Raw genomic sequence first — 21999 nt, forward strand, 5'->3', positions numbered from 1 at the left:
CCTCCGCACGATCCACACCCGAAACAGCAATCTCACACAGAGACACGGAGGGAAACGGAGAGGACAGGAAAGGGTGCTGTATCTCCCTCCTGCCTTTCTTGCCGCTTCCCTCTGTGGCTCTGTGTGAGGCCCTTTGTCTGGATCTTCTACTGCACGATCAGGTCGCGCTTCAGCCAGATGTCATAGTTGTTGGCTCCGCCAACTACCTGATGACCCCAGGCCAGGATCACCTCCCCCGCCGTGGTCCCGAGGATCGCGTGAGGCTCCACGTCGGCAAGGTCCGCGTCGGTGGTCAGGGCGGTCGCGGCGCTCCAGGTGCGGCCGTCCGGGCTGGTGCGGTAGACGACGTTGTAGTGGGCCGTCCCCTGCGCGGTGACGTACGGCAGGAAGAAGCTCCCGTTCGGCATCACGATGGGCGCCGAGTCGTGGTTGTCGTCCGCCTGCGCGAGGGGCGTGGCGGCGGCGGTCCAGTTGTACGGATCGGCCGAAGTCTCCGCGAACAGGTCCATCTTGCCGTCGCTTCCGGCGGATTGGTACGTCACCAGGTACAGACCGTCGCTGGCGCGCTTGGCGATGCGGGGGAGCGCGGCCGCCGTCGTGGTGATGGCGGTCTTGCGGGTGTCCCACGTGGCGCCGCCGTCGGTGGAGCGCGCGATGTAGGCGGCGCCGTTCAGGCGGTGGTACGTCATTGTCAGTGAGCCGTCCGGCTCCACGATCACCGCAGGATTGATCTCGCCGCCAGTGTTCCACCCGAGCCCAATGCGCCCGCGTGCCGTCCACGTTGCCCCGTCCGGCGAGGTGGAGCGGTGGATGCGGTTGCCGCCCTTGTTCCCCTCGTTGTATAGGTAGAAGAGCGCGAACCCGCCCGTCGCCAGCTCCACCAGCGCGGGATGGCGCTCGCTGTTCGTGGCCGCCACAATCGCGCGCGGCACACTCCACGTGGCGCCCTCGTCCGCGGAGTTGCTGATGAACAGGTCGCCCGAGTTGCTGGAGTTGAGGCGCTCGATCACCATCATCAGCGTCCCCGCCCGCGTACGGATCAGCGACGGCTGGTAGTCGGTCTCGGGCCCGGCGTACACGGCGCCCGTCTCCGTGGCCGAGATCACCCGCTGCCCCGTCGCGGGAACGGTAAATCCGGTCGAATCAGCCGTGCAGGCGGCCAGGGCAAGCACAACGAGGCCCAGCGTGGGCTTGTGGATGCGAACCATGTGGAAGAGCTCCGGCGGAGAAGGAGAGGAAGCGAACGGCCCAGTACGAGGAAGGATCTGGAGACCGTGCCGCAGACGCCTAAATTTTATCTAAACGCCTGCGGTAAAACAAGTTGTGCCTTCCTCAACATCTCAGCCATTCCCCCGCGCACTAACGCACTACCGCACTCACGCACTTTCTTGCTGCTCCACCTCAGCCCCCTCTTCCGCCGGCGCGTCCACAGCCACATCGTCGCTCCCGCCCTCCCAGCGGCTGGCGACGGCCAGCGCCTGGATGCCGTGCTCGCGCAGCCACCGAACGACTGGCTCGCGATAGCCGTGCGTGACCCAGACGCACTCGGCGCCGGTCGCCTCGATGGAGGAGAGCAGCGATGGCCAGTCGACGTGGTCGGAGAGGACGAAGCCTCGGTCCACGCCCCGACGCCGGCGCGCGCCGCGGATGCTCATCCACCCCGACGCGAACGCCGCCGACACGGGGCCGAAGCGGCGCATCCACGGCGTCCCGTTCGCCGAGGGCGGGGCGATGACCAGGGCGCGGCTCCAATCGAAGCCCTTGGGCGCGCCCATCGGGTTGTCGGCGGGGGGAAGGGGGATGCCGCCGTCGCGGTAGTCCTGGTTCAGCTTCAGCGCCGCGCCGTGCGCGAAGATGGGGCCGATGGACGGATCGACACCGGCCAGCATCCGCTGCGCCTTGCCCAGCCCATAGCCGAAGAGGAGCGACGCGCGCCCCGCCTCCTGGTTGCCGCGCCACCACGCATCGATCTGCGCGAAGACCTCCGCCTGCGGCCGCCAGCGGTAGATGGGGAGGCCAAAGGTGCTCTCGGTGACGAAGGTGTGGCAGCGCACCGGCTCGAATGGCGTACAGGTGGGGTCCGGCTCCGTCTTGTAGTCGCCCGACACGACCCAAACCTCTCCGCCGCGCTCCACCCTCACCTGCGCCGAGCCCAGGATGTGCCCCGCGGGGTGCAGCGACACCTTCACCCCGCGCACGTCTCTCACCTCGCCCCACTCCAGCGTGTCAATGCGGGCATCGGCGCCCAGGCGCGTCCTCATCACCCGCTCCCCCTCGCGCGAGCCCAGATAGCGCCGGCACCCCCATCGCGCGTGGTCGCCGTGCGCGTGCGTGATCACCGCCCGGTCCACCGGTAGCCAGGGGTCGATGAAGAAGTCACCTGCTTCGCAGTACATCCCCCGGTCAGTAACGCGCAGCAGCATGGGCGTGGTGGCGAGAGTGGCGGCACAGGCGCAAGCGGCCTCCCATGGCGCACGACGCGGGCCGAACCGCACTCAAAAACGCGGGCACGGAGAGATGCTCTTCTCCGTGCCGCTGTCTTCGTCCGTGATCGCCCCTGTGCGGATGCGCGGTTCGGTCATTGCGAAGCGCCCCGATCCCTACACAAACATTCGACGAGGGATCGGAAGATGACGGCAGCAAGCAGAGCGGAGCGCTTCGTGGACGCGCTGTACGCGCTCGAAGACGGGCGGGACGTGGAGCCGCTGGTCACGCTCCATGGCGACGACGCGGACATCTCCAACCCGCTGGCGCCGCACCGGCACACGGGGCCGGAGGGTGCGCGCGAGTTCTGGGAATCGTACCGCGGGACGTTCGACAGCGTGCGCTCCGAATTCCATCACACCGAAGACGCCGGCGACGCGTCGTTCCTGGAGTGGACCAGCACCGGGCGCACTACGCAGGGGCGCGACTTCAGCTACCGCGGTGTCAGCGTGGTCGAATGGAGCGGCGACCGCATCCGCGCGTTTCGCACCTACTTCGACCCGCGCCACCTCAGCCAGCAGATCGCCCCGGCGGCGTAGGACGCCGGGGCTTCACTTCGTCCACACCACGATGCTCCCGCAGCCGCTGAGGGCGTCCTGGAACTGCGGGGGCACCTGGCTCTCGGCGTACACCTCGATCGCCGCGATCTCCTGGGGCTGCACGAGCGAATCCAGGTCGGTGCCGGTCAGGTTCCTCATCATGAGTCCGTTGAAATACAACGTCGGCGCGCACGCATCGCCGAACGCGTTGCGCATCAGGAGGGATTCGCCGCCATCCACACCGCGGATGCTCGAGACGCCCGGCATGTTCTTGAACAGGTCCGAAGTTTCCACCAGCAGCCGCCTCTGCAGGTCGTCCGCGGTAAAGAAGCGCCCCGTCCCCCAGGAGCGCCGCCGCTCGTCGAAGCCGGCGCGGGCGGCCTTCCCCCCGGACCGCGCCGTGACCCGGACCGTGTCCAGCATCGCCGCGAGCCTCGACAGCGCCACGCGCACGGGGCGCGCGCCATCCGCGATGTCCACCACGCGGAGCACGGGGTAGTAGCCGGGCGCGCGCACCTCCAGCATCCGCGTCCCCGAGGGGGCGCCGGTCAGCGTCCACTCACCGTTGGCGTTCGCGCGCGTGGGCACGCCGTTCACCACGCTCACCTGTGCGCCCGGCAGCGGCCGCCCCCCATCCGTGGTCACCACCGTGCCGGTCAGCCGGCCCGGCCCCGTGCGCGTGCGGGGGAGCGGCGGCACCGTGTCGCCCGCCGCGCGGGCGGTGTCGGCGCGCGCGGCCATCCGCGCCTCGCCCAGGAACAGGTCGCGCCGCAGGAACCCCGACCCGGGGACCTCCGCGTCGATGCGGTCGGTGCCCTCGCCGCCGCGGCTCACCACCAGCATCACCGTGCCGGGCGTGGGCACGTCGCAGAGCAGGAATCCTCCGTTGGCCCCGGTGGTCGCCGTGCGCCTCGCCGTCTGCCGCGACATCCCCCCGGTGCCGATGGAGAGCTCCATCCACTCGCCGACCACGGTGGCGCCCGGCACCGGCGCCCCGCCCTCCGCCGCCCGCACGAACCCCATCACCATCCCCCCCGTGCTCCCCTCCGCGCCGCAGAACGCGCTCCTGAGCCGCGCCGGCGCCGGAATGGCGAGGTCCGCGCGCACCTCCCCCTGCCCCGCCACCTGCACCTGGCGGGCGATCGGCTCCAGCCCCAGCGAGTCCAGCACCGGGTGCAGGAAGCCCAGCGCGTATCTCCCCGCCGGCACCCCCGCGAACGAGAACCTCCCCGCCGCGTCCGTCGTGGCCGTCCGCGCATTCGGCGCCGCCACCCCGGTCTGCACCAGCTGCACCGTGGCCTCCGCCAGCGGCGCCCCCGCCACGCTGTCGGTCACCACCCCCCGGATCGTGGCGCCGGTAGTTGCGGCCGTCTGTTGAGCGGCCAGAGGCTTAGCGCACAGCAGCCCGAGCACGGGCGCCAGGTAACGGAAAATTCGCATGGGGAGGCGGCGGGTTCGGCGGGGTGGGCGGGCAAGCAGTTCCTATTCTGGGGCCGTGGAGGTGAGGTGGCAATGACGTTGAGCTCTGCGGCGGCGGGGCGCTCCACGAACGGCACACCTCGTCCTTGCCGCAATTGAGGCGAGCAGCCCGAGGCCGGCTGGCCGATACGGCTGCACGTTCGTCGCGCGCGGCGCACCACCCGCCGCACCGGACCGCCGTTTCACCGCGCCCCTGCCGCATCTCCGCGGGAGAGCTCTCAGCTTGTGCGACGCCGGCCGCTCCACGGCCTGACGCGTCCACATCCAGAGAGGCTCACCCGCATGCCCCTCCCCGTCTCGTCTCGCCCCGTCCTGGCCACCGCGCTCCTCGCGCTGGCCTCCGCCGCCCCGGCCGCTGCCCAGCAGACAGTGACTGCGATGCCAGCGGTGGCCGCCGCGCGAAGCTCTCCGGTTCGCGTCGACGGCCGGCTGGATGATACGGCCTGGAGCGCGGCGCAGCCGGTCTCAGCGTTCGTGCAGGCCGAGCCGTTGGAAGGTGCAGCCGTGCAACAGCCCACGGAGGTGCGCGTCCTGTTCGACGAGGAGGCGATCTACATCGGTGCGCGCATGCACGACTCCACTCCCGGCTCCATCGCGCGGCAGCTCGTCCGCCGCGACGAGTCGGGGCAGTACGACTACTTCGAGGTGTCACTCGATCCCAGCATGAACCGGCGGACAGGCTACCGCTTCCGCGTCTCCGCGGCCGGTGTGCAGGTGGACGACTACCTGTTCAACGACGTGAACGAAGACCGCGCCTGGGACGCGGTGTGGGAGTCGGACGTGCAGATCGACGCGCAGGGGTGGACGGCGGAGATCCGCATCCCGCTGTCCCAGGTGCGCTTCCATCCCTCCGCCAGCCCGCAGGAGTGGGGGATCAACTTCGGAAGGCGGCGGCTGTCGAGCAACGAGCTGAGCTTCTTCGCGCTGGAGTCGCGCCGCGCGCATGGCCGCGTCAGCGTCTTCCGGACCGTCACCGGGCTCCTCCTCCCGCGGTCGGTCCGCAGGCTGGAGGCACGGCCCTATCTGCTGGCGCGCGGCCTCGCCGGGCCCGCGGAGGCGGGGAACCCGTTCTTCGACGGTCGTGAGCAGCGCGCCGGCGCGGGGCTCGACCTTCGCTACGGCATCGGCCCCAGCTTCACGCTCGACGCAACCTTCAACCCCGACTTCGGCCAGGTGGAGGTGGACCCGGCTGTCATCAACCTTTCCGCGGCCGAGACGATCTACCCGGAGCAGCGGCCATTCTTCGTGGAGGACGCCCGCATCTTCGACTTCGGCATCTCCGCCGGCAGCCTCTTCTACAGCCGCCGGATTGGCCGGCAGCCGCAGAAGCCCTCCCTGTCGGGCGCGACCCACGTCGACGTGGCCGACGAGACCTCCATCCTGGGTGCCGCGAAGCTGACCGGGCGCACCAACGGCGGACTCTCCGTGGGGATGCTGGCGGCGGTCACGGGACGCGAGGACGCCAGCGCGTACTTCGCGGGTCGCGACAGCGTGGCGGGCTTCGTGGCCGAGCCTCGCTCCGGCTTCGGCGTCCTCCGGGCACGGCAGGAGCTCCTGGGTGGCAGGACGCTGCTGGGCGCGATCGCCACGGCGGCGCACCGCGAGCTCCCCTCCGACGGCTCCTTCGACTTCCTCCCGTCTCTGGCGACGACGGCCGGCGTCGACTTCGAGCACAGCTGGAGCAGCCGCGCATGGGCGCTGTCGGGCTTCCTTGCCGGGACGCACGTGCGTGGCTCGCGGGAGGCGATAACCCGGCTGCAGCGGTCGCTCAACCACTACTTCCAGCGGCCGGATGCGTACCGCCTGGGCGTCGACTCGTCGGCCACCTCCATGACGGGGGCCGAGTGGCGCCTGCAGCTGGCCCGCCGCAGCGGCCGCTGGACCGGCGCGGTCCACGCGGCAGAGCGCACGCAGGGGTTCGACGCCAACGATCTCGGCCAGTTCCGCTACGGCGAGCGCTTCGACGTGGGAGCAAACCTCTCCTACCAGGAGATCAAGCCCGGGGCGCTGTTCCGGAACTACCGCGTAACCGGCACCACCTTTCACAACTTTCGCCACGAGGTGCTTCGGGACCCGGCCTCCTGGAGCTCGTGGGGGGATGCGCACAAGCGCGGTGTCTTCGCGGGGATTTTTGAAGGCACGTTCCTCAACTACTGGGGGATCAGCCTCACCTCCCAGTACGATCCGGAGAACTACGACGACGAGATGACCCGCGGAGGGCCGCTGATGCTCGATCCCGCGGCCGTGGCCGTCGGTCTTCGGGTCAGCACGGACCGCCGGGAGAAGCTCAGCTTCGAGCCCTCGTTCAGCATGGACAACAACGGTGCCCTCGGCTGGGGCTGGCGGGGCGCGACGCGGGTCTCGTACCGGCCATCGTCCCGGGTGCAGATCGAGGCGGAACCGGCTTACCAGGCGCAGCCCGACGCCGCGCAGTACGTGGCCACCACGGGTGACGTGGGGTACGCGCCGACCTACGGGCGCCGTTACCTGTTCGGGGAGCTGGACCGCCGCACCTTTACGCTGGCCACCCGGCTCAACCTCACCTTTTCGCGAGAGCTGACGCTGCAGTTGTTCGCCCAGCCGCTGCTGTCGGTCGGCGACTTCACCACGTACAAGCAGCTCGCCGGGGCCAGGACGTTCGAGTTCGACCGCTTCGAGGAGGGCACCACCGTGTCCGATACGACGGGCGCGTCGTGCGTGAACGGGCGCACCTGCCTCAGCGGCAATCGGCGCCTGGCGGACTTCGATGCGGACGGACGGGTGGACTTCACCTTCCAGGAGCAGGACTTCCGAATCCGCTCGCTGCGCGGCAACGCCGTTCTGCGCTGGGAGTATCGCCCCGGATCGACGCTCTTCCTGGTCTGGCAGCAGCGCCGCGCCTTCCGGGACCTGGAGGCCGCGAACTTCGACGTGGGAGGCGAGGCGGCGGACCTCTTCCGCGACCGTTCCACCAACATCTTCGTCATCAAGGCGAACTACTGGCTGTCACTGTAGCTTCCGGCTCCGCTCGGGGAAACGATCGCGAAGCGCCGAAAGAGCCCCCCTCCGCCGCATCGGAGGAGGGCTCTTCGATCATCGGAACACGAGCGGTTTCGGTTGCCGAAGCGACAGGGGAATGAAGATCGTCTCATCGAGCTGGCACACTTCCCTGCCTCGCGCTGATGAGGCGGAAAACCGCTTCGAGTGCAGGATCTTCGCCCGCGAAGTAGGCTCTGGCAGTGAGCTGCACTGGCACCTCGGGGCTCATTTCGCGCCGGCGGTCTGCGGGGGTGCTGAGTTGCCATTTGAGCGCAGTGACCCGCCCCCGCACGCGGCTGTAGGGTAGAAGCACACCGGTGGCATCACCATACAGATTACAGCACTCGCTGCTCGCCTCGCCGACGAAGATCGGATCGGCCAGCCGCTCGAGATCGGTGATCAGGTTCCCCGCCGCCGAATAGGTTTGCCGGCCGATCAGCACGTACATCTGATTGCCGGATTTCCGACTGAACGCCACCAGCGTCCGCAACAGCTGTGGATAGGACTGGGTAGTGCCTCCCCCATTGTGACGCAGATCCAGGATCAGGTTCTTGGGGGCACTCTCTTCCAGCACTGACCAGAGTCGCTCTCCGAATTGCGGCAGAGTTTCGTCCTGATCAGGCTGCAGCCCATTTACCTGGACATACAGAGCCTCCCGTTCGGGTAGCAACTGCTCCCAATGCTTCTGCTGGATCTTTCCAAGAAAAAGCGGCGCGGGTACGCGGGGAGGAGCCGGAAGTGTGCCGCCGAAATTGCGACTGGGCGTCGTCGGCAGGTTCAGAGTCTGCGCTGCGCCGTTCTGCCCCTGGATTCGGACGGCAACACTGTCGGCGGTTCTAATCGCCCCGATGCCTTTCAGGATAAAGGTCGCAACCAGCCGGCCTACCGACGTCAGGTGCTCCATATCGCCGTCGATGCTGGTCGCCTGATTGACCCGCCGCAGAGCTTCTTCGGCCGAAAGCGAGCCAATCGACACGACGCGCGACCCGATGTGGTGCTTGAAGCCGTCGTCTGCATCAACAATGTGGATCCCTTCGGGAAAAGCGTAAAGGCGGACCGGTAGCAGTCTGGTGGGGGTGCGTGCGTCGTCGCCGGCAAAGAGCGTCGTGTGGCCTTGATGAAGAATCGCCAGCATCCGGCCCATGCCGATGAATATCTCCTCGTCAGACAGGCGGGGCACGCTTCGCTTCAGCTCCGCATAACGGCGTTCGAACTCGGCGGGGAATGGCCTCTGTCGATAATCCGGGTTGACCCGTTTAACCTCGGTGTAGAGGTGCTCGATGTCACGGACCCAGCCTTCGTCTCTGCTCCAGCCACTCGCGTCCCTCCGCCCGATCAGCTCCAGGAACTCCGGATCTTCTCGGAGTTTGGCCGCGATCACAGGGTTGAAGAGACCCTCGCGGTTGAAGAGCTCCTCACGCCAGATGGCGTGGCGCTCGAAAAGCATCTCCCGTAGCTTCGCGAAGGCTTTTGTTCGATCGCCCGCGGCGTAGTAGCTGGCCGCGGCCTGGTACCCGTTGTTGAATTCCGAGTCCCAGCCCGTCAGTGCTCCCGTTCGTTCGTAGGCCGCTGCTGCCTCTAGGTGCTTCCCCAAGTTGCTCTTTACCTGAGCGAGCAACCGCCATGTGAAGGGATCTCGCGCATAATCTCGCACGAGCGTCTCCAGCAGGGGCTCTGCTTCTTGCCAGTTCTTGGCGGCGTGTAATGCCTGCGCACGCGTTCGCGCGTCGTAGTAGGCGACTCCATCCTTTGGCGTGTGCAGCAACACGAACGGAGATTGCCCCGAGTAGGGGTCGTAGATTGGCGAAGGATCAACAACCTGCGCGGGGGCGACACTACTCCAGAGGATAGACGCTGCAACAATGGGCACGGATCGAAAAACTTTCACGAGACACTCCTGGATGTAAGTCGCGGGAATCAGGAGTCGCCGCTGCATCCTTTTTGCCCGCGGACCGTAGATCGGTGACTTGGCTGCGCAGGCGCCTACAGCTCCGCCTTGATGGCGACCCCTGAGGAAAAAGCTCGTGGGGTCACACCGTTTCTTCAACTACGTTGAGGTGAGTGGCGTTGATTCCGTGGCGGAATCTCTCGAAGCGGGGGTGGGCATCGCCGAACGGGGTACTCGGCACCGAGTGACGGATTGCCGGCAGAGCGCCAGGTCAGCAGCCGAACGCTTGCTGGATCACGGTGCGGTAGCGTCGGCTCGACGTCAGTTTGGAACCATCCACCAGCATGAACAGGAATTCGCCCATACCCCAGGATTCAATGCCTGTCACACGGTCGACGTTCAGGATGATTGACCGGTGGATGCGAATGAATCGCTGCGGATCGAGCATGTCCTCCATCTCGCGCATCGTCGAGCGCATGGAGTACACGCCGTGGTTGGTCCTAAGAAGTACATTGTTGTTGTCAGCTTCCACGGAGTTGATCTCTGCGACTCTCACAAGCGTGTACCTGGTTCCCTGGCGCACCGCGATGCGCTCCCGGTATCCTCGTGTCGTTGCGGCCGGTTCCGCGAGGGACGCCAATACCTGCTCGGAAATCTGCTGACCCCTGGGTTTCCCGATCCACTGCCGTGCGCGCGTGACGGCGGCGCTCAGCCGCTCCGCGCTGATGGGCTTTAAAAGGTAGTCTATTGCATGAACCTCGAAGGCCTTCATCGCGTACTCGTCGAACGCGGTCGCAAAGATCACCGCCGGCATCCGGTCGGCACCGACCGTGGTGATGACGTCGATCCCACTGCAGTTCGGCATCTGCACGTCGAGCAGCACGAGGTCCGGCTGCGTGCACTCGATCAACTCGATGGCAGAGGCGCCATCACACGCTTCACCCACAACCGTGATCCCAGGTTCTGACTCGAGCAAGACACGAAGGCGCTCGCGTGCGAGGCTCTCATCGTCAACGATCAGAACTCTAAACTCATCCATTCGTGGCTTCTCTCGTATGCCCGAGCCGGCTCTCGGTTGGCCTGGTCTGCTGGGTGCGCCCATCGATCGAGCCGGAGACCGTCTGATGAAACGGGATGCGGATTAGCACTTCGAATCCACGGTCCGCGGCGCTGCGACTCTCAAGCTGTGCGTTTGCGCCGTACAGCACTGCCAGGCGACTTCGCACATTGGCGAATCCCACCTGGGTACTGGTGCGGTCAGGCGTAGTCTGCATTCCAGCTCCATCATCGATGACCGACAAGGCGAGCATGGTCCCGCCCTCCACCAGGGCCGAGCGGACTTCTACCCGGCCACCGTTGCTTTTCGCCACGCTGTGGCGGATGGAATTCTCCACGAGAGGCTGAAGCAGCAGGTTCGGCACGAAGGCCCACCGCGTGTCGTCAGGGATGTGAAATACCACCTGCAGGTTCGGAAACCGGACCGCTTCGATGGCCGCGTACAACTTGAGCGTTTCCACCTCCTCGTCCAGCGTGATCTCGCTACGAACGCTCTGCGCAACGGCGTTCCGCAGCAGTGTCGTGAGCTGGCGCAGCATCGCAGCGGCTCCTGCGCGATCCCGATGCACCAGCGTCGCAATCGATTGCAGAGTGTTGAAGAGGAAATGCGGACGCAGCTGGTTGTCGAGGAGTTCCAGCCTCAGCCGCGCCAGATCCGCCGAGAGCCGGGCACTGCGAATACGCGCCTCTCTCGCTTCTTCCGTGCCAGCCAGTCCCTGGCGGAAGACCAGGGCGGAGCCGATGAAGAAGAAGATCCATGGGGCTGAAATCAGGCGATCGGCCAGCCACCGAGTGTCGAACACGCAACAGATGTCGTAGAGGTTCCAGATGAAAAAATCGGCGAGGGTGAACAGGACGTTCATTGCGGCAAACGAAAGGGCGCCGGTGACTGCGAGCGCGGCCACGGAGCTCGATCGCGCGGGGTAGGGCAAGCCAACGGCCGCAACCCAGCTTGCCGTGAAAACCGTGGCCAGGATCGCGCCGGAGAGCAGCTCAAGGAGTAGCCCCTTCTCCGGAGCCGCCGCCAGCGTTACGGGGCTGGCGATAGCGAACGGCGCGAGAGAGGCCATCCAGAACCAGAGGAGAGTGACGGAGCGGCGTCCTGCGCCTGCGGGAAAGCTGGTTGCGTTCCACCGGGCTAGAGGCGCACCCTCCTCCGGCTGGAGGACCATCGGCTCATCCACGGCATCAGCATTGCCCCTGCCCGGGAACGCGTGGTTTTCGGGCAGGACGCGCGGAATCCTGACGGTGGCCCGGACACCTCCGGAAGGGAGGTCTATCGTATCGAATCCCGCTACGGGTCCGTACCAGTAGTCCAGCACCTGCCGGTACTCGTGTACCCGTTCCCAGGCAGCGTGTGCTTCGCGCTCTGCGACTCGCCTTGTCCCGTCGTCGAGCACGGCTAGACGGATCATCTCGGAATCGATTTCCCCAGCGATCTCGATACGCAGTGCGCCTGCAGGGTTCAACTGAATTGCGAGTTCGGCAAGGCCGGTCAGAATCGAGCGCGGGACGTGTGTACGTTCGAGGTGCGGACTCAGAGCGGCCGAAACGCTTATCTGCCGTCCGCTCACGCATTCGAGAGCGACATGCGCGCGGATGAAACTGACTTCGGAATGCACCGAAACGTAATCCGAATGGCTCCGTTGCAAGCTCAAGCGGAGAAGATCCGCGAACTGGATGATCGCGTGGTCCACCGTGCGCGGACTATGCTCAACATGCTTCGCGATCTCGTCCAACCGCTCGATCAGATACTCCGGGCGGAGCACGTCACGGCTCGTGCGAAACTGAACCGCCGCGAGTGACGCCTGGGTCCGTGCAGCCAGCTCCCTCGCTTCATGGAACTGCGCGATACGGCGCATTCCATACCCGAGACCGGTGAATGCGAGATAAGAGTTGAAGTATGCGGGAAACTGCCCCGCCATATATTCATTCACATGACCGATTGGCATACCGATCACCGCCCGCGTCAGATACCGCGCGGCCACGGCGCACCCGACCGCCAGGAGCGTAACGCCGACTGCAGTCAGCGCATGGAGAAGAGGCCGCTTGGAGTGATCCGGCAGTCTCCATCCCACAAACACGCCGGCACACGCCATGGATACGAAAGAGGCCTCGTGCCCGAGCGCCATCACAAAGGCGTGGCCGAGCGCAAGCCGGGGGGGCGCAGACGGATCGTTCGCGAAGAAGAACACGTACGCGACCGTCCAAAACGCTAGAGAAGCTCCGACAAGTGCGGCTATCACGGCCCAGCCATGCCGCGACATCGGAGGGATTACCCCCTGCGCCCCGAGACGAGCTACTCCCGCTGGCCCGAGGAGCCCGCCATCCTGGCTATGCTCGAAACGGGAGTGGTTTGACTTGCGACGGTCCACAGAGGACATGCTCAGCCACAATCGTTTGTGAGATGCGATTGCCGCCTACAACCGCATCCCCGGCTGGAGAAGGGACTGTAGGGCCCCGCGGGAGGCAGTTGGGCACGCGTGTTTTCACGGCTGATCGATACACCGGGTACGCTGTCCCGTTGCAGACAACCCCCTGGGCCGCGAGGCGGCCCCCCTTGGTTGTTCCAGGATCCGAATCGATGACGTGATCCTGCACCCGTAGAACGGAACTAAGCCTGTAGGACCCTGAGGGCTGCAGCAACGCGAACGGGGTGAAACGCCTAAGATTGATGTCCAAGGGTATGGAAAGCGGGGTAAATAGATGCCCATTGCCGAACTCAGGTAAAACCGATTCGACTCAGGCGGTGATCCGCACCGGGTCATCCCGCGCGCGTCATGCATGGCGCCGGGCTCCATCCGCCGCGCCAGACCACCCGTTCGTCGCCTCCCGTCGATCGCGCGTCGCTCGGGCCTACTCCGACGCGAGCGGCTCACGCATATTTCCGGGGTCTGAGCTGTCCCCCATCTCCCCGGCCGCGCCCATGGCCCCAATCCCCCACTCCACCGCGGAGCCGGTCCCCGCCCCGTCCGGCACCAGCCACCTTCGCTGGGCGGTGGTGTTGGGGGCGTGGGCGCTGGTCGCCGTGATCGACACCACGCAGGCCGGCTTCTACATCCGCGACCACGAGCCCCACCTGGGGTGGACCGGCGCGGTGGAGCGCGTCGTGCCCGTGTGGGCCATCTGGGCGCTGCTCACGCCGCTGGTCTTCGCGGCGGCCGCGCGCTTTCCCCTGGACCGGGGCGGCCTGCGCCGCGTCCTCCCCGTGCACCTGGCGGTGGCGCTGGCGCTTTTTTCGGCGGGGGCGCTGGCCGCCACCGCCGTCGCCATGGGGCTGGGGTGGCCCACTGAAGAGGGCCGCACCTGGGAGACGATGCTGTGGAGGTACCTGGGAAGGCGGCTGCACCTGAACCTGCTGATCTACGCCGCGCTGGTGGGGGTGCACCACGCGCTGGAGTACCACCGCCGGCTCCAGGAGCGCGAAGCCGCCGCCGCCGAGCTGCGCACCCGTCTGGCCCAGGCGCAGCTCCAGTCGCTGCGCACGCAGCTCCAGCCGCACTTCCTCTTCAACACCCTGAACGCCGTCTCCGTGCTGGCGCTCAAGGGCGAGACGCAGGCCGTGGTGCGCATGCTGTCGCGCCTTTCGGAGCTGTTGCGCCTGACGCTCGATGGTGCGCCGGGGCAGGAGGTGTCGCTGCGGCGCGAGCTGGCGGTGCTGGAACGCTACGTGGAAATCGAGCGCGTGCGCTTCCCCGATCGCTTGGAGGTGCGCGTGGACGCCGCCCCCGAGACGCACGACGCCCTTGTCCCCGCCCTCCTCCTGCAGCCGCTGGTGGAGAACGCCATCCGCCACGGCATCGCGCAGACGGTGGGCGCGGGGCGGGTGCACGTGCGTGCGGAGCGCCACGGAGAGCGGCTGTGGATGGAGGTGCGCGACACGGGCCCCGGCTTTCCCCCCGCCGGGGTGCAGCGCGAGGGGATCGGGCTGGCCAACGTGCGTGCCCGGCTAGAGTGCCTGTACGGCGACGAGGGCCGCTTCACCCAGGAGAACGCCCCGGAAGGCGGCGCCGTGGTCACGGTGGAGGTGCCGTTCCGCATTGCCGCCGTGGAGCCGGGGCCAGGCGTGCCGGCGGAGATGGGGCGGTGAGGGCGGTGCGCACGCTGGTGGTGGACGACGAGCCGCTGGCCCGCGAGGGGATTCGGCTGCGGCTGGAGCGCGAGGAGGGCTTCGAGGTGGTGGGGGAGTGTGCCAACGGGGTGGAGGCCGTGGAGGCGATCCACGACCACGCCCCCGACCTGGTCTTTCTTGACGTGCAGATGCCGGGGCTGAACGGCTTCGAGGTGCTGGAGGAGGTGGACCCGCGGCAGGCGCCGGTGGTGGTCTTCGTCACCGCGTACGACGAGTATGCCCTGCGTGCCTTCGAGGTGCACGCGCTGGACTACGTCCTCAAGCCCTTCGACGACGAACGCTTCGCCGCCACCCTGCGCCGCGTACGCGAGCGCGTGGCCGAGCGCCACGCCGGCCGCATGGGCGATCGCCTCTCCGGCATCCTGGCCGAGCTGGGGTTGGGGAGCGGGGCCCCTGCGGCGGGCGGGGAGGACGCGGGAGAGCGGGTCTTCGCCGAGCGGCTGGTGGTGCGCGACGGCGCCCGCATCGCCTTCGTCCCCGTGGCGGAGCTGGACCGCGTGGAGGCCGAGGGCGACTACGTGCGCCTCTTCTGCGGGGCGCGGCAGCACCTGATCCGCCGCACCATGGCGCAGATGGAGGCGCGGCTGGATCCGGCGCGCTTCGTCCGCATCCACCGCTCGGCCATCGTGGCCGTGGACCGCATCCGCGAGCTGCGCCCCTCCTTCCGCGGCGAATACGCCGTGCTGCTGCACGACGGCACCCGCCTCAACCTCTCCCGCGGCTACCGCCATCGCCTCCAGCACCTGATCGACGAGGCGCTGTAGCCGCCTCCTGTCGCCTGGATCCCACGCTAAGCCGGCAGATCGTTCGCGTGGAAACCTTTTTCGCAGTGCCGATGGGCCACACCGGCACCTCGGAAGTTGTGGTGCTCAGCAGAGTCATAACAGGCAACAAAGCAGGTCCTCGGACTCCTGCTGAGCACCAATCCAGGGTCTTTCAACGCGCGCGATTCACCCTTCGGCGTCGAAGAGTGAGCTCACATTACGCAAGGCCGCGTGCCATTCTCTCTCTATCAAGGCGTGGAGTTCCCTCTCCAGCGCTTGACGTGATTCAGCTCCGAACCACTGCGCATTCCGTGTTTTGATGCGGTCACGATATCCAGGACCCTGCCCCCACTCACTACCGCATTCGACCCAGAAGGTGATGTCCTGCTTCAACTCCCCCCGGAATGCGGTCTGCCCCATGATCTGAACCTTCCGCAGCAACTCCTCATACGCAGAGGTGAGGACGCGATCTGCTTGGCTGATCAGGTCCTGAGCTTCCGTGTAGTCCTCGGTGCCGAGCATCGTACGGCACACTTCGGAGAACCCACCAACCAACTGTCCGAGCGAAAGCGCAGCGATACGGCGCGCACCAAATCCCAAGTGGTGCGAGTAGCTGAGGTTCGGCCACTCGCCTTCCCGTCGCACGGTAGCGCGTATTGTGCTCGCGTATGCACGATTGAGTTGTTCCATCAGGCTGTCGTGCACATGAACGCGAAGCGGTTGGAGCGAACGGTGCCCGTCGATCCAAGATTGCAGCATCCGCCCAGCGTGACGCACTACCTCCTGCACCTGCTCCTGCTCGTAATTCGCCAGGATTGAGCGTGCATTTGCTGTGACGTCCCCGAGGCGGGAGCGCACGCTCTCTCGCATTACGGTCAAATTGCGCAGCAGGAAATCGACAAGGCGATCTGGCGAGTCCTGGTGGGAATTGAAGAAACCGACAGCGAGACTGTCCAAACTCAATGGCTGGAGAGCCATGGTCACCTGCTCGGACTTCAGATCGTAACCTTCCTCGACTGATTCCACCCGGAGGCCGGACTCATCCTTTACAGCGAGGGCCTCACCCGTACGAGGCAGGACCAACAGGGCCGCACGCTTGTCCAGTTCTCGTACTCCCGTCTCACGGGCGCGCTCCAACAGCAGCCTGGCATCTGTAGACGGAGCGCTGTTGAACGCGGAGCACAGCACGGCGAGAGTGTGCGAATCGTCCAAGTGCCCTTCGAGATCAGCGCGCGCCACAGTTCGGTCGATCCCCTTCGTGTCCAAGATGCGGATTGAGAGATCGGACATGCCCAGCAATGAGTGCGGCACTACAACCTCAATCCGCCGAGGAAGGGTGAACTCAGCGTGTCGCCCGTTGTTTACCTCCTCAAAGGTGTCCTTGAGCCATTCGAGAGGGAGCTTCCCGGATGCCGGATCATACCAGACGTCGCGCCGGTCACGCCGGTGCAGTTCCATCAGCGAGAGGATTTCCACGACGAGTTCGCGGACGTTCGCGACTTCACCTGCGAGTTCCTTCGCGGAGTCGCGACGAACAGTCTTCCCGTCAGGGCCTTTCTCTCGCCGGATTCTCAACCCGCTCATATTCCGGATCGCGCGCTCTATCTCCTTCGAGATTCCCTGCTGCTCCTTGTCACTATCGTCCACCCTGTCCAGTTGACCATTGCCGAGATAGTCGGCGAAATCGCTGACGTACGATCGAATCTCCTCTTCGGCGCGTGCTTCAATGAGCAGCCCATACCCTGGACCTGATCGAAGATGCACCTCGCAGATGGTGATTCCACCGGCGCCCGCCTCCAATACGGGTGATGCCGCACCGCCGTCCTGATTTGGGATCTCTAGACTGGTGACGCGGCAGATCGCGGTGGATTTGCCGATGCCGATGCTCCCGATGAATGCAATCTGATAATCCCGCTTATGTAGGAGTCCGGTCGTGTGCTCCATCTCCGCGACCAGTGCCGCAAGCCGTCGCTCAACAGCGTTTCGCACCTCCGGGTCATCACGTCGCTCGACAAGCTCTCGCGCGACCAGCTCCGCATCCCAGAGCAGATCCTGATCTGGGTGATCAAGACTCGGACGTGGGAGAATCCGCCACTCGCGCTGGACTGATTCTCGGAAGCGTTCAGCATCAGGTGTCCCGATCGCTTGCAGAAGAGAGTCGAGTTCATCCCGAGCCAACTCACGCTCTCCGCTCTCCACGCGTGAGAGGACGGCAGGGCTCCACGTAATCCGTCTCGCCAACTCAGCTTGCTTGATCCCCGCCTGCTCACGAATGAGGGACAGGTGTCGTCCCACCTCGAGCGGTCCAGCGATTGGCTCCACCATCAGACCCTCCAATGAATTGTCTTCAACAACGTTTCTACTGCACAGTATAAAACTTTCGCAACGTTGCTGTCAACGTTTCATAGTAGATGGCGTGGAACAGCTGTGGACCTGCATCCGTGAGTTGCGCCACCCTTCCGGGATTACGACGTACTGGCTGCACGACGGCACCCGCCTCAACCTCTCCCGCGGCTACCTCCGGGCGCCTCCAGCACTGATCGACGAGGCGCTGTAGCTGACGTGCCTGCTGCTCCGAACAAAGTAGAACGGGGAGCGCCGGCATCGGCGCTCCCCGTTTTACTTTACCCTTGTAGTTCCCTCTGCGTCTCTGTGAGGCCGCTGTTCTCTTTAGCTCAGTAGCCGCAGCGGCATCACCAGGCACATGTAGTCGGGCGTGTCCTCGTTGCCGATGGGCTGCATGGTGGCGGCGCGTTCCGGGGCCTTGAAGGTCATGCGCACCTCGTCGGTGGGCATGTACCGCAGCAGCTCCAGCAGGTACTGGGCGTTGAAGCCGATCTCCAGCGGGTCGCCGTCGTACTCCACGTTCAGCTCCTCGTTGGCGGCGCCCAGGTCGGGAGTCTCCACCGAGAACTTGAGCGACGGACCGCCCAGCGACATGCGGATGCGGTGCGTCTGGTCGCTCGCCACGATGGCCATGCGGCGCACGGCGCGGGTCAGCTCCTCCTTCCCCGCCACCATGAACTTGTCGTTGTCCTTGGGGATGACCTGCTCGTAGTTGGGGTACGGCCCTTCGATCAGCCGCGTGTACACCTGCACCCCCTCGCTGCGGAAGCCAAGGTGGTTCTCGCTGCGGCCCACCTCCACCTGCCCCTCGCCGGTGAAGAGGCGCTGCACCTGCCCCAGCGCCTTGGGATGCACGATCAGGTCGGCCGCGGGGACGGGGGAGTTCGCCTCCACCGGCATCGTCATCTTGGCGAGCCGGTGGCCGTTGGTGGCCACCATCCGCATCTCCTCGCCGCTGAGCTGCCAGAGGACGCCGTTCAGGATGGGGCGCGTCTCTTCCGTCGACGCCGCGAAGGAGACGTGGGAGATCAGGCGCTGCAGCTCGGCGCCCGTCACCCGCCAGCTCTCCGCGAAGTCCACCTTGGGGAAGGCGGGGAACTCGTCGCGCGGCAGGCCGTTCAGCTTGAAGCGCGTGCGGCCGCTGCTGATCGAGATGGTGTCGCCCTGCGTGGAGAGCTCCACGGTGCCGGGCAGCTCGCGCGCGATCTCCTGGAGCTTCTTGGCGGGGGCGGTGATGGCGCCCGGCTCGGCCACCTCGGCGGGAACGCGCACGGCGACCGAGGTGTCCAGGTCGGTGCCGCTCATCCGCACGAACCCGTCCTCCGCCTCCATCAGGATGTTGCTGAGGACGGGGAGGGTGGTTCGCGTCGGGATGCTCCCGGCTACGTTCCCTAGCCCCTGCTGCAGGTTCTCGCGCGTGATGGTGAATCGCATACGCTTTCCGCCGGCGGTGGTGTGTTCTCCACGGGGAGGAAGTACTTCCACCCGGTATTTTATAGAACTAGTAACAACAGTAGAGGGCGTAGATTCGTGGGAAACCCTCCCCTCGCCCCTCGCAACCGGTTCGCCCGCAACCCGTTGGACCCGCTCGCCGCGCTGTGGATGGAGATGTGGAGATCGTCCGGATTCTCCACGCCGTCCACGTTTCCCCGGGCGCCGGGGATAACCCGCGGTCCTTCCACACCCTTTCCACACCCGCTTTCCACGCCCTCCATCCACAATGGAATGGGGTACTCGCCCCCCGCAAATACAGCCGTTGGGGGTGGAGTGTCAAGGGCGCCGCTCCTTAGCGGAACGAGGTGCGCAGCTCCTCCACCCGCTGGCGGAAGGCGGGGTCCGTCGTCATCTCCTCTTCCACCTTGGCGATGGAGTGGATGACGGTGGAGTGGTCGCGCCCGCCGAACATCCTGCCGATCTCCACCAGCGAGATGTCGAAGAGGTCCTTGATCAGGAACATCGCCACCTGGCGCGGCACCGTCAGGTCCTTGGTGCGCTTCTTGGACTGCAGCGCCTCGGGGGAGGTGTTGAAGGCGCGGGCCACGGCCTGGCGCACCCGGTCAGGCGTGGCGCCGGCGTCCATGGCGAACCCCGCCCCGCCCGGGCGCACGATGCCGCCTCCCAGCGCCTCCTGGGCCAGCTCCAGGTCGATCTGCCGCCCCGTGAGCGACGAGTAGGCGAGCAGCTTGATGACCGCCCCCTCGATCTCGCGCACGGACGAGGTGCGGTTGCGCGCGATCAGGGTGAGGACGTCGTCCAGGTTGCTGATCTGGAGGTGGTCCTCCTCCACCTTCTTGCGCAGGATCGCCATGCGCGTCTCGAAGTCGGGCGGCTTGATGTCGGTCACCAGCCCCCACTCGAAGCGCGAGATCAGCCGGTCCTCCAGCCCGATCTCCTTGGGAGGCCGGTCGGAGGTCAGGACGATCTGGCGCTGCGCCTCGTAGAGCGCGTTGAAGGTGTGGAAGAACTCCTCCTGCGTGCGCTCCTTCCCTTCCAGGAACTGGATGTCGTCCACGAGCAGCAGGTCGATCTGCCGGTACTGGCGCCGGAACTCGGCCATCGACCCCTCCTGGATGGCGCTCACCAGCTCGTTGGTGAAGCGCTCGCTGGAGAGGTACATCACCTTCTTGCTGGGGTCGCGCTCCAGCATGGCGAAGCCGATGGCGTGCATCAGGTGCGTCTTGCCCAGCCCCACCCCGCCGTAGATGAAGAGCGGGTTGTAGGTGCGCGCCGGCGCCTCGGCCACCGCGTGCGCCGCCGCGGCCGAGAGCTGGTTGTTGCTGCCGACCACGAAGCGGTCAAAGGTGTAGCGCGGGTTCAGCGGCGCGGAGGGGCGGCCGCTGGGGGCGGCGGGCGCTTCGGCCGGTCGCGCCGCGGGGGCGGGCGCGGCGGGGGCCATCACGGCCGGCGGCGGCACGTGGCCCGGGCGGCCTCCGCCGTTGTACTGCACGCTGAGCTGAAAGCGGCGGCCGAACAGGTGCTCGCCGATCCCCGTGAGGAGCTCGGCGTACTTGTCTTCCACCCAGTCCACCGCGAACGGGTTGGGAGTGGAGACCACCAGCAGATCCTGAGAGATGGCGACTGCCTGGGTGGGCTGCAGCCAGGTGCGGAAGGCCTGCTCGGGGAGAGCCTGCTGGGCCCCGTCCAGGATCCGTGTCCAGACTTCTCCCGCGGAAAGCTCCATGACCTCTATACAGCGCACGCGGACCGGGGTGACGGAAGGACGGGCAACGTAGGCGGGGGATGTGGAAAAGTCAAGAAAGCGGGGAATGGGGAATGGGGAATGGGGGAATGGTTGAACTGCCCAGAACGACACGCGGAACTGCCGATCCGCGTCGCGCCCGGCAACCACCGGAGTACGATTCCCCATTCCCCATTCCCCACTCCCCATTCCCCACTCCCCGCAGTTGACGAACCCCGCCCCCACCGCTATCTTGACGGTCTTTGCCGCACCCGAACTTGTCCACCGAAGCAGCACCCGAAGGGGTTTTCCGAGATGAAGCCGACCTATCGTCCGCGCAACCGCAAGCGGACCAACAAGCACGGGTTCCGCGCCCGCATGGCCACCAAGGGCGGCCGCGCCGTACTGAACGCCCGCCGCCGCAAGGGGCGCCACAAGCTGGTCGTCGAGATCGCCGGCAAGTACTAGCCGCGCGCCTGGCAAACCCAGCCCCATCGGGTCCGCCGCGGCCGTGAGCGACGAAGGAGAAGGGCGGCAGGGGTTTGGGCTCCCCCGGGAGTCACGAATCGCGCGCTCCGCCGAGATCCGGCTGTTGTTCCAACGGGGGAAGAGGAGGAAGACGCGTCACCTGGATGCGTTCGTCTCCCCTTCCCCCGCGGCGTTTCCGCGTCTGGCGGTGGTGGTCCCCAAGCACAAGCACACCATCGTGGAGCGCAACCTGGTGCGCCGGCGGCTCCGCGAGATCGGGCGCACCGTCGTGCTTCCGGCGCTTCGCAACTCTGGAGCGGCTCTGGACGTACTGGTCCGTGCCCGCCCGGATGCGTACGCCGCCTCATTCGCCCAGCTCCGGGACGAGCTCGCCACCCTGGTGGAGGAACTTTGCTCGCGCGCGCGATGATCGCGGCCATCCGCTTCTACCAGAAGGGGATCTCGCCGCTCAAGCCTCCCGTGTGCCGCTTCATGCCCACCTGCTCGCAGTACGGCGCCGAAGCCATCGAGCGCTACGGCGCGGCGCGCGGAGGCTGGCTGCTGGTGAAGCGCCTGGCACGTTGCCAACCGTTCTGCCGCGGCGGCTGGGACCCCGTTCCCTGACGCCCCGAACCCGACCGAGCCGT

At 66.5% G+C, this 21999-nt stretch carries 17 protein-coding genes; 8 read left to right on the forward strand and 9 right to left on the reverse strand.

The window, feature by feature from the left end:
• Positions 1–146: 146 nt before the first annotated feature.
• Positions 147–1208 carry a sialidase family protein gene (locus VF584_06625; GenBank protein HEX8209845.1) on the reverse strand — a complete coding sequence of 354 codons (1062 nt, stop codon included), beginning with the start codon at positions 1206–1208 and terminating at the stop codon, positions 147–149.
• A 168-nt stretch (positions 1209–1376) separates the two neighbouring features.
• Positions 1377–2423: a ligase-associated DNA damage response exonuclease gene (locus VF584_06630; protein HEX8209846.1), complete on the reverse strand. Its 1047-nt coding sequence runs from the start codon at positions 2421–2423 to the stop codon at positions 1377–1379.
• Positions 2424–2630: 207 nt separating this feature from the next.
• Here VF584_06630 and VF584_06635 point away from each other — a divergent pair, with 207 nt between their 5' ends.
• A complete protein-coding gene (locus VF584_06635; protein ID HEX8209847.1) occupies positions 2631–3023 on the forward strand; it encodes a nuclear transport factor 2 family protein in 393 nt (130 codons plus the stop codon).
• Positions 3024–3035: 12 nt separating this feature from the next.
• On the opposite strand, the gene VF584_06640 is transcribed toward VF584_06635, so the two are convergent.
• Positions 3036–4463 carry a carboxypeptidase regulatory-like domain-containing protein gene (locus VF584_06640; GenBank protein HEX8209848.1) on the reverse strand — a complete coding sequence of 476 codons (1428 nt, stop codon included), beginning with the start codon at positions 4461–4463 and terminating at the stop codon, positions 3036–3038.
• A 321-nt stretch (positions 4464–4784) separates the two neighbouring features.
• On the opposite strand from VF584_06640, the gene VF584_06645 reads away from it, so the two are divergent.
• A complete protein-coding gene (locus VF584_06645) occupies positions 4785–7496 on the forward strand; it encodes a DUF5916 domain-containing protein (protein ID HEX8209849.1) in 2712 nt (903 codons plus the stop codon).
• 133 nt (positions 7497–7629) lie between these two features.
• Here the strand turns inward: VF584_06645 and VF584_06650 are convergent, their stop codons facing one another.
• The 3 genes from VF584_06650 to VF584_06660 all read right to left on the reverse strand — a co-directional run bounded on the left by VF584_06650 (position 7630) and on the right by VF584_06660 (position 12659).
• Positions 7630–9408, reverse strand: coding sequence for a hypothetical protein (locus tag VF584_06650; protein HEX8209850.1), 1779 nt, complete (start codon positions 9406–9408; stop codon positions 7630–7632).
• A gap of 271 nt (positions 9409–9679) precedes the next feature.
• Complete coding sequence (locus tag VF584_06655) at positions 9680–10447, reverse strand: LytTR family DNA-binding domain-containing protein (GenBank protein ID HEX8209851.1); 768 nt, start codon at positions 10445–10447, stop codon at positions 9680–9682.
• A complete protein-coding gene (locus VF584_06660) occupies positions 10440–12659 on the reverse strand; it encodes a histidine kinase (protein HEX8209852.1) in 2220 nt (739 codons plus the stop codon). The genes VF584_06655 and VF584_06660 overlap by 8 nt, the downstream gene beginning before the upstream one ends.
• Before the next feature lie 731 nt (positions 12660–13390).
• Between VF584_06660 and VF584_06665 the strand changes: the two genes are divergently transcribed.
• Both VF584_06665 and VF584_06670 read left to right on the forward strand, forming a co-directional pair.
• The gene (locus VF584_06665) at positions 13391–14554 is read left to right on the forward strand and encodes a histidine kinase (protein HEX8209853.1); all 1164 of its coding nucleotides are present in this window, start codon (positions 13391–13393) and stop codon (positions 14552–14554) included.
• A complete protein-coding gene (locus tag VF584_06670) occupies positions 14551–15360 on the forward strand; it encodes a LytTR family DNA-binding domain-containing protein (protein HEX8209854.1) in 810 nt (269 codons plus the stop codon). Before VF584_06665 ends, VF584_06670 begins: the two co-directional genes overlap by 4 nt.
• 186 nt (positions 15361–15546) lie before the next feature.
• Here the strand turns inward: VF584_06670 and VF584_06675 are convergent, their stop codons facing one another.
• Positions 15547–17304, reverse strand: coding sequence for a hypothetical protein (locus tag VF584_06675; GenBank protein ID HEX8209855.1), 1758 nt, complete (start codon positions 17302–17304; stop codon positions 15547–15549).
• On the opposite strand from VF584_06675, the gene VF584_06680 reads away from it, so the two are divergent.
• Complete coding sequence (locus tag VF584_06680) at positions 17296–17469, forward strand: hypothetical protein (protein ID HEX8209856.1); 174 nt, start codon at positions 17296–17298, stop codon at positions 17467–17469. The genes VF584_06675 and VF584_06680 overlap by 9 nt on opposite strands.
• Before the next feature lie 561 nt (positions 17470–18030).
• Here the strand turns inward: VF584_06680 and dnaN are convergent.
• Together dnaN and dnaA are read right to left on the reverse strand one after the other, a co-directional pair.
• Complete coding sequence (gene dnaN, locus VF584_06685; GenBank protein ID HEX8209857.1) at positions 18031–19140, reverse strand: DNA polymerase III subunit beta; 1110 nt, start codon at positions 19138–19140, stop codon at positions 18031–18033.
• 352 nt (positions 19141–19492) lie between these two features.
• Positions 19493–20887: a chromosomal replication initiator protein DnaA gene (gene dnaA / locus VF584_06690; protein HEX8209858.1), complete on the reverse strand. Its 1395-nt coding sequence runs from the start codon at positions 20885–20887 to the stop codon at positions 19493–19495.
• 312 nt (positions 20888–21199) lie between these two features.
• Here dnaA and rpmH point away from each other — a divergent pair, with 312 nt between their 5' ends.
• The 3 genes from rpmH to yidD are packed head-to-tail and all read left to right on the forward strand — an operon-like array spanning position 21200 to position 21976.
• Positions 21200–21352: a 50S ribosomal protein L34 gene (rpmH, locus tag VF584_06695; GenBank protein HEX8209859.1), complete on the forward strand. Its 153-nt coding sequence runs from the start codon at positions 21200–21202 to the stop codon at positions 21350–21352.
• A gap of 43 nt (positions 21353–21395) precedes the next feature.
• Positions 21396–21782: a ribonuclease P protein component gene (gene rnpA, locus VF584_06700; GenBank protein ID HEX8209860.1), complete on the forward strand. Its 387-nt coding sequence runs from the start codon at positions 21396–21398 to the stop codon at positions 21780–21782.
• On the forward strand, positions 21779–21976 hold the full coding sequence (gene yidD / locus VF584_06705; GenBank protein ID HEX8209861.1) for a membrane protein insertion efficiency factor YidD: 198 nt from the start codon (positions 21779–21781) through the stop codon (positions 21974–21976). The genes rnpA and yidD overlap by 4 nt, the downstream gene beginning before the upstream one ends.
• Positions 21977–21999: the final 23 nt, after the last annotated feature.

The sequence above is a fragment of the Longimicrobium sp. genome (assembly GCA_036389135.1).
GTDB lineage: Bacteria > Gemmatimonadota > Gemmatimonadetes > Longimicrobiales > Longimicrobiaceae > Longimicrobium.